The following is a 7,251-nucleotide window of genomic DNA, read 5'->3' on the forward strand; positions in this document are numbered from 1 at the left end:
ATGCCCCGCGTTCCGCGGCGCCGTGAGCGCCTCCAGGATATCCCGGTCGACCGACCCAAGCGGGTGCTGCTCGCTGCGCCCCGGGGATACTGCGCGGGGGTCGATCGAGCCGTCATCGCGGTCGAGAAGGCGCTCGAGCGATTCGGTGCCCCCGTCTACGTCCGCAAGCAGATCGTTCACAACATCCACGTCGTGACCGAGCTGGAGCAGAAGGGCGCGATCTTCGTCGACGAGGTCGACGAAGTTCCCGAGGGCGCGCACGTCGTCTTCAGCGCGCACGGTGTGTCACCGGCTGTCGTGCAGTCGGCAGCCGATCGGCAGCTCCAGGCAATCGATGCGACCTGCCCGCTGGTGACGAAGGTTCACCGCGAAGCAGTGCGCTTTGCCCGCGACGAGTTCGAGATCCTCTTGATCGGTCACCTCGGTCACGAAGAGGTCGAGGGCACGGCGGGTGAGGCGCCGGAGCACATCACGATCGTCAACTCGCCCGAAGAGGCCGACACCGTTCAGGTGCGGGATCCGTCCCGCGTGGTCTGGCTCTCGCAGACGACGCTCTCGGTGGACGAAACGATGGAAACCGTCAGGCGGTTGCGCGAGCGGTTCCCCGAGCTGCAGGATCCGCCCTCCGACGACATCTGCTACGCGACCCAGAACCGCCAGGTAGCCATCAAGAAGGTCGCCCAAGGTGCTGACCTGGTGATCGTCGTCGGCTCGGCCAACTCGTCCAACAGCGTGCGGCTCGTCGAGGTCGCGCTCGAGTACGGCGCGAAGGCTGCGTATCGCGTCGATTACGCTGACGAGATTCGGCAGGAATGGCTCGATGGCGTTGCCAGCGTCGGTGTCACCAGTGGCGCCTCAGTCCCCGAGGTGCTGGTTCAGCAGGTGCTCGAGGACCTTGCGGCGGCCGGCTATCGCGACGTCGAAGAGGTGCGCACAGCCGAGGAGGACCTGATGTTCTCGCTTCCCAAGGAACTGCGGCAGAGCACAAGCGAACACCGGGGCGGGCGCGTGCGCGCATGAGCGACGAAGACCGGCCCGAGCCGAAGTACGGCGTCTATGCGACGCCGGAAGAGCAGCGGGCGCGCATCCAGAAGCCCGACGCGACATGGGCTCTCGAGACCGGCGAGTCGGTGACGGATGCCGCGGCGTCGGCATCCGTGGGCAACGACGGCACGCCCCGCAGTGCCGTCGACCCTGCACGATCGAGGGCAATCGACCGCATCGTCACCTTCGCCCTGCTCGCCTACGCGTTGGTCAACGTCGCTGTCGCTGCTCTCGCGCTCGTGGATTTCTCGCAGTACGCCGCAACGGTCTTCGAGGTGATGGGGATCCCCGGCGAGTTCACGAACCTGGGCGGCGGACAGACGTGGGGTGCTGCAGCTGCGGTCGCCCTGATCATCGGATACCTCATCACCGCATGGTTCTCGGTGCGGCGGACCATGGCCGGCAAGATCGCGTGGTGGGTGCCGCTGGTCGGCGCCGTCGTGACTCATGTGGTCGTCGGCGCGCTCGCGATCGTCCCGCTGATGTCAGACCCCGCCTTCGCCGCGTACCTGACCTCGATCTCTTGAGATCAGGCACGCGGGTCGGCTGACTGAGTGCGTGCCGTTGTGTCTCAGGCGCCGAGCGACTTGCCCGCGGAACCGAGCTGCTGCGTGGCTTCGACCACACGTGCCGCCATCGCGGACTCCGCGACCTTGCCCCACGCGCGGGGGTCGTACGCCTTCTTGTTGCCGACCTCGCCATCGACCTTCAGGACGCCGTCGTAGTTGCTGAACATGAAGCCCGCGACGGAGCGCGTGAACGCGTACTGGGTGTCGGTGTCGATGTTCATCTTGATCACACCGTTCGCGACAGCCAGCGCGATCTCTTCCTCGGTCGAACCGCTGCCGCCGTGGAAGACGAGATCGAGGGGCTTGGCGCCGGTGCCGAACTTGGCTGCGATCCCCTCCTGGATCTCGCCGAGCAGTTCGGGCTTGAGCTTGACGTTGCCGGGCTTGTAGACCCCGTGCACGTTGCCGAAGGTGAGCGCGGCGATCCACCGGCCCTGGTCACCAAGACCCAGGGCCTCCACGACCTGCGTGACATCGCCGGTCGTGGTGTAGAGCGCGTCGTTTGTGCCCTCGTGCTTGACGCCGTCCTCTTCGCCGCCGACGACACCGATCTCGACCTCGAGGATCGCGTTGATGTTCTTCAGCCGGGGCAGCAGCTCCTTGGCGATCTCGATGTTCTCGCCGAGCGGGACTGCCGAGCCATCCCACATGTGGGACTGGAAGATCGGCTCGCCGCCGGCCTTGACCTGCTCCTCGGATGCCGCAAGCAGCGGGAGCACGAAGTCTTCGAGCGCGGGCTTGGGGCAGTGGTCGGTGTGCAGCGCGACGGTGATCGGGTAGTTCTTGGCGACCTCGGTCGCGAACTTCGCCATCGCAAGCGCTCCGGTCGCGCGAGCCTTGACGGTGTGACCGGCGAAGTAATCAGCGCCACCCGTCGTCACCTGCAGGATGCCGTCGGAACCTGCCTCCGCGAGACCCTGTAGTACCGCGTTGATCGACTGCGAGCTCGAGACGTTGATAGCCGGGTAGGCAAACCCGCCCGCCTTGGCGCGGTCGAGCATCTCGGCGTACTGGTCGGGGGTTGCGACGGGCATGAGTGCGCTCCTTGTCGGTGGGGATTCACCTCGGTGGGGGTTCACCGTCACTCTAGCGAAGCGCGTCAGGGAGCGCCGAGGCGGCCAGCCGTGAGATTTGCCGGCCGTCGGCTAACGTGCAACCCGAACATGAAGGTTCTGCCATGTCGGCCTTTCTTCACGGCCTGGCGCATAGGGTTGCGGACATGGGAACTGTTTACTACGGAGGATCGGCGACCCCGATCTACATCGACGACCTCGCGCTTGCGCACCTCAAAGTGGTGATCGCCACGAAGCTGCGCCGCGGCGAGAGTTTCACGGTGTCGTGGCAGCACCCTGAGGGCCAGGAACCCGGCCGCACCACCATCTGGCTGCATCCGTCTATTCCGCTCCGTTTCGTCTTCGATGAGCCGGAATCGCCGCAGCTGAGTCGTGAGTGGATCGAGGACCTCGCCAATTCCGCGAACTCGTCCGGAGGGATTCTCTTGGTGGCGCAGCACTTCGATTCGACGAGCGCGCCTGCGCCGCGACCGTAGCTGCTCAGGACGGCCCCGGCCGATCTGTCAAGGGGCGTGCTCAGCGGCGTCGGGGCCCCTAGCGTCGGCACGATGACTGATCCGACTGAGTACGATCCGACCAGCTTGCGCAACCAGCCCGCGATGCGTGCGGGGAGTGAGAAACGGTGGTTGATCGCCGGCGGCATCCTGCTGATCGTTGCGGGCACCATCTTCGCCTTTCTCATGCCGCTGCAGTTCGCATCGGCGGGCATGGCGCTCTCACTCCTCGTCGCCGGTTACCTCGCGATGATCCTGAGCGCCATCTTCATCCAGTCGGCGCGCGCAAAGAGCATGACGTTGGCGTGGCTGATGGCTGCAATGGGAATTTCCGCGGTCATCGGACTTGTCGTGGTCATCGCGCTCGAGTGGGCCGCCGGGGCATCGAGCGGACACAGCGGCGTCTGAGACACCGCGCTTTCGGGCCTGGCAAGAACCGCAATTCTTACCCCGAACCCGATGACGTAACCCCACGGTCGCGGGGCGCGGCTGTGGCTAGGGTGAGAGCATGGTGAGCCTGACCGCAGACATGAGCCCGTTGCATCCCGACCGGAACCTGGCGCTCGAGCTGGTCCGTGCGACCGAGGCTGCGGCGATCCGGTCGGTGCCCTTCATCGGCCGCGGTGCCAAAGAGGCTGCCGATGGGGCAGCGGTCGACGCCATGCGCGCGTTCCTCACGACAGTGAGTTTCGACGGCACCATCGTCATCGGCGAGGGCGAAAAGGATGACGCCCCCATGCTCTTCAACGGTGAGAGTGTCGGCAACGGTCGCGGGCCGAAGTGCGACGTCGCGGTCGACCCGATCGACGGCACATCGCTGACGGCCGAGGGTCGCAATAACGCGCTCTCCGTCCTTGCTGTTTCAGATCACGGCACGATGCTCGACGCCTCGTCGGTGTTCTACATGGACAAGCTGGTGACCGGGCCCGCCGGTGTCGGCGTGGTCGACATCCGCCTCCCGATCGGCGAAAACATCCGGCTGTTGGCAAAGGCGCTCGGCAAACCGGTGGATGAGATCGTCGTCTCGGTCCTCAACCGGCCGCGACACGACAAGCTCATCGCACAGATCCGGGAGGCCGGGGCCGGCACACGCCTCATGAGCGACGGTGACGTCGCGGGGGGAATCAACGCGGCCCGTCACAACGCGCGAACCGACATGTGCGTGGGTATCGGAGGCAGCCCCGAGGGGATCGTTACGGCGTGCGCGATCAAGGCCCTCGGCGGACACATCCAGGGACGGCTCTGGCCCCGCAATGACGACGAGGCGCAGCGCGCCACCGACGCGGGCCTGAAGGTCGACGGGCACATCTATGAGGCCGACGACATGGTCCAGGGCAACAACACGATCTTCGTTGCTACCGGAGTGACCAACGGCGAGCTCGTTGCCGGGGTTCGGCGTGAGGGCGGGTACGTCTACACGGAGAGTGTCGTTCTTCGCGGAGCTTCGGGGACCCTGCGTCGGATTTCGTCCGAGCACCTCGTATCGAAGTGGCTGTGAGCAGGTGACTTCCTCGTCGGCCTGATGGGCTGGCGCTGCTCTCGGGCGCGGTGCGGCCGCCTCCGCGCGGGCCTCTGGCAGAATCAGAGGAGTCCGAACGGAAGCGAGGAGTGACGCCATGTCGACACCACCGAGCGAAGACCGCAATCCCCGAACGGGCCCGCACACCGGTGCTCAGGCCGTGATCGCGGACGCCAGCGATCCGGCACGCCGACCTGACGTCTTCTTTCGGGTGCGTCGCCCCGAAGGGCATCAACCGTCGGTCTGGTGGTCGATCGGAGCGTTCATTTTGGTGTCGGGAACGGTTGTCGCCCTGCTGAGCCTCATTCCCGGCGGTGCGTAGGCGCCTGAACGCGCCCCCTGACCTCACCGAGATCTGCCGTTATGCGAGTTGACGGCTCGTTATCGGTGATCCCCGAAGCTCGACTTCCGTCGTGTTCTGACCCGGGTTCCAGAAGTTCGATCGCCGTCAGGTGCCGGGGAGCCGACTCGATCGCGGCCGGGCCGGTGACGGCATCCAGCTTCGTGTCATCGATCCCGGGGAACTTCCTTGCCGTCACGAGCACCCGAGACTCGAGAGTTCCCGCGAAGCGGTTGAAGGACTCGACGGTCCGTTCGATCGACCGGCGCAGGTCGTTGGCGTGCGATGCGAGGCCGCCGAGCCGCGTGAACAGTTCATTGCCGAGATCGAACAGGCGCCGGGCATCCGCGGTGACGTCCTGCTGCGTCCAGGTGTAGGCGACGGTCTTGAGCACCGCCCACAGATTGACCGGTGACGCCAGCGCGACGCGTCGTCCGAAGGCGTAATCCAGCAGCGTGGGGTCGGCATCGAGTGCCGTCGACAGAAGTGACTCGCTCGGCACGAAGCAGATCACGAACTCGGGGCTCGACGTCAAGCCGGCCCAGTACGTCTTTTTGGCGAGGGCGTCGACGTGCGCGCGCATGGCCTTCACGTGCTTGTCCATGAGAGCACGGCGGGATGCGGCTTCGGCGCCGACTGCGGTCTCGGGGACTGCTGCGGCCTCCAGATACGCGTCAAGGGGCACCTTGGCGTCGACGGCGATGGCCTTGTCTCCGGGCAGGCGAATGATCATGTCGGGGCGGCCGGCTCCGGCATCCGTCTCGATCGTCGACTGGATGTCGAAATCGACATGCCGCGTGAGCCCGGCAGCCTCGACGACCCGGCGCAGCTGCGTCTCGCCCCACACGCCGCGCGTGCTTCCCGAACGCAGCGCGCTGGCAAGGCTCTCGGTCGTGGCACGCAGGGCCTCGTCGGACTGCTGCGCTCGCCGCAGCTGCTCGGCGATCGTGCCGTACTGGTTCTGCCGTTCGCGCTCGAGTTCGGCGACCGTCATCTGCATCGACTGCAGCGTCTCGCGCACCGGCTCGAGGGCGCGGAGCACCGATTGCTCGCGTCTCTCGCGTTCCTCGCGAGCTGCCTGATCAGAGCGGGTCTGGGCGACGAGGTCGCGGTACCACTCCTTCTGCTGGGCGAGCTGCGCGAGGGTCGCCTCGTGTGCGGCGGTGGTTGCGGCAAGCTGCTCGCGCACGCCGGCCAGCTGAGACATCGATCGCGCCCGGGCCCCGGCCGCACCGAACGCCCAGCCCGCGATGAGGCCTGCCACGAGGCTCCCGAGGATGATTCCCGACACCAGTAATGCGTCCATGTCGTCAGGATGCCGCGGGCCACCGACATCGCCCGCTCACCGCGCCGCGACCGGGCCAGAGGCAGGGCAGAGGACGTGGCGCGTCAAGCGAAGATCGTCTCGGCTGCTGCGGCGAAGCCCTCGAGACGCCCGAGCCGCACCCCGAGTGCTTCGGCGAGTGACGTGATGTCGGGTGCGGCGGCGCGGCGCGCAGCATCGATCGCGATGTGCGCACAGGCCACGGCATCCGCGACAGCCTCGTGGTGCACGAAGCCCGCGTATCCGGCGGCGGCTGCCGCGGCGGGGAGGCGGTGCGACGGGATGTCATAGGTACGGCGGGAGACCTGCACGGTGCACGCATAGGTCAGGTCGGGGCAGGCAGTTCCCGTTGCCTCGCAGGCACGGCGGATGACGCTCATGTCGAACCCGGCGTTGTGGGCGATCGCGACGTCATCACCGATGAACGCGCACAGGTCCGGGAGCTGCTCAGCCCAGGTCGGTGCGTCTACGACGTCCTGTTCGCGGATGCCATGGATGCGGGTGTTGATCTCGAAGAAGCGGTCGTGGGGGAACGGAGGGCGGATGAGCCAGCCCGCGGTTGCGACGATCGCGCCGTCGCGCACGCGGGCAAGGCCGACGGCGCACGCTGAGGCATTGCTGGAATTCGCCGTTTCGAAGTCGATTGCGGTGAAATCCAGTGACACGGCTTCAGCATCGCCTGCCCATCCGACATCGCCCCCGAGGCGCGCCGGAGCGAGGGCGTGCCGCCCCCGTAGACTGGACCCCCGTGGCTCTTACCATCGGAATCGTCGGACTCCCGAATGTCGGCAAGTCGACCCTCTTCAACGCCCTGACGAAGAATCAGGTGCTCGCGGCGAACTACCCGTTCGCGACGATCGAGCCGAACGTCGGCGTCGTGAACCTCCC

Annotated in this window: 10 protein-coding genes; 7 read left to right on the top strand and 3 right to left on the bottom strand. The window is 66.7% G+C overall.

The genetic code is table 11. The features are described from left to right. On the top strand, positions 1-1,020 hold the full coding sequence (locus B3587_RS00785) for a 4-hydroxy-3-methylbut-2-enyl diphosphate reductase (protein ID WP_374197993.1): 1,020 nt from the start codon (positions 1-3) through the stop codon (positions 1,018-1,020). Then, a complete protein-coding gene (locus B3587_RS00790; protein WP_292725827.1) occupies positions 1,017-1,571 on the top strand; it encodes a DUF6264 family protein in 555 nt (184 codons plus the stop codon). The genes B3587_RS00785 and B3587_RS00790 overlap by 4 nt, the downstream gene beginning before the upstream one ends. 44 nt (positions 1,572-1,615) lie before the next feature. Here B3587_RS00790 and fbaA read toward each other — a convergent pair whose 3' ends face one another. After that, complete coding sequence (gene fbaA, locus B3587_RS00795; RefSeq protein ID WP_228177053.1) at positions 1,616-2,647, bottom strand: class II fructose-bisphosphate aldolase; 1,032 nt, start codon at positions 2,645-2,647, stop codon at positions 1,616-1,618. 185 nt (positions 2,648-2,832) lie between these two features. On the opposite strand from fbaA, the gene B3587_RS00800 reads away from it, so the two are divergent. The 4 genes from B3587_RS00800 to B3587_RS00815 all read left to right on the top strand — a co-directional run bounded on the left by B3587_RS00800 (position 2,833) and on the right by B3587_RS00815 (position 5,021). Further along, positions 2,833-3,162, top strand: coding sequence for a hypothetical protein (locus B3587_RS00800; RefSeq protein WP_292725829.1), 330 nt, complete (start codon positions 2,833-2,835; stop codon positions 3,160-3,162). Between the two features lie 72 nt (positions 3,163-3,234). Then, on the top strand, positions 3,235-3,588 hold the full coding sequence (locus B3587_RS00805) for a hypothetical protein (RefSeq protein ID WP_292725831.1): 354 nt from the start codon (positions 3,235-3,237) through the stop codon (positions 3,586-3,588). A gap of 100 nt (positions 3,589-3,688) precedes the next feature. Then, the gene (gene glpX / locus B3587_RS00810; RefSeq protein ID WP_228177055.1) at positions 3,689-4,678 is read left to right on the top strand and encodes a class II fructose-bisphosphatase; all 990 of its coding nucleotides are present in this window, start codon (positions 3,689-3,691) and stop codon (positions 4,676-4,678) included. A 118-nt stretch (positions 4,679-4,796) separates the two neighbouring features. Next, a complete protein-coding gene (locus tag B3587_RS00815) occupies positions 4,797-5,021 on the top strand; it encodes a UDP-N-acetylmuramyl pentapeptide phosphotransferase (protein ID WP_228177056.1) in 225 nt (74 codons plus the stop codon). On the opposite strand, the gene B3587_RS00820 is transcribed toward B3587_RS00815, so the two are convergent. Both B3587_RS00820 and B3587_RS00825 read right to left on the bottom strand, forming a co-directional pair. Next, on the bottom strand, positions 5,002-6,345 hold the full coding sequence (locus tag B3587_RS00820; protein WP_292725834.1) for a DNA recombination protein RmuC: 1,344 nt from the start codon (positions 6,343-6,345) through the stop codon (positions 5,002-5,004). The genes B3587_RS00815 and B3587_RS00820 overlap by 20 nt on opposite strands. 83 nt (positions 6,346-6,428) lie before the next feature. Further along, entirely contained in the window at positions 6,429-7,028 is a 600-nt protein-coding gene (locus B3587_RS00825; RefSeq protein WP_292725835.1) for a 3'-5' exonuclease, read from the bottom strand. A gap of 83 nt (positions 7,029-7,111) precedes the next feature. Between B3587_RS00825 and B3587_RS00830 the strand changes: the two genes are divergently transcribed. Beyond that, a partial coding sequence (locus B3587_RS00830) for a GTPase (RefSeq protein ID WP_292725850.1) occupies positions 7,112-7,251 on the top strand: 140 nt, incomplete at its 3' end.

This window comes from Microbacterium sp. UBA837, assembly GCF_002296025.1.
Taxonomy (GTDB): domain Bacteria; phylum Actinomycetota; class Actinomycetes; order Actinomycetales; family Microbacteriaceae; genus Microbacterium.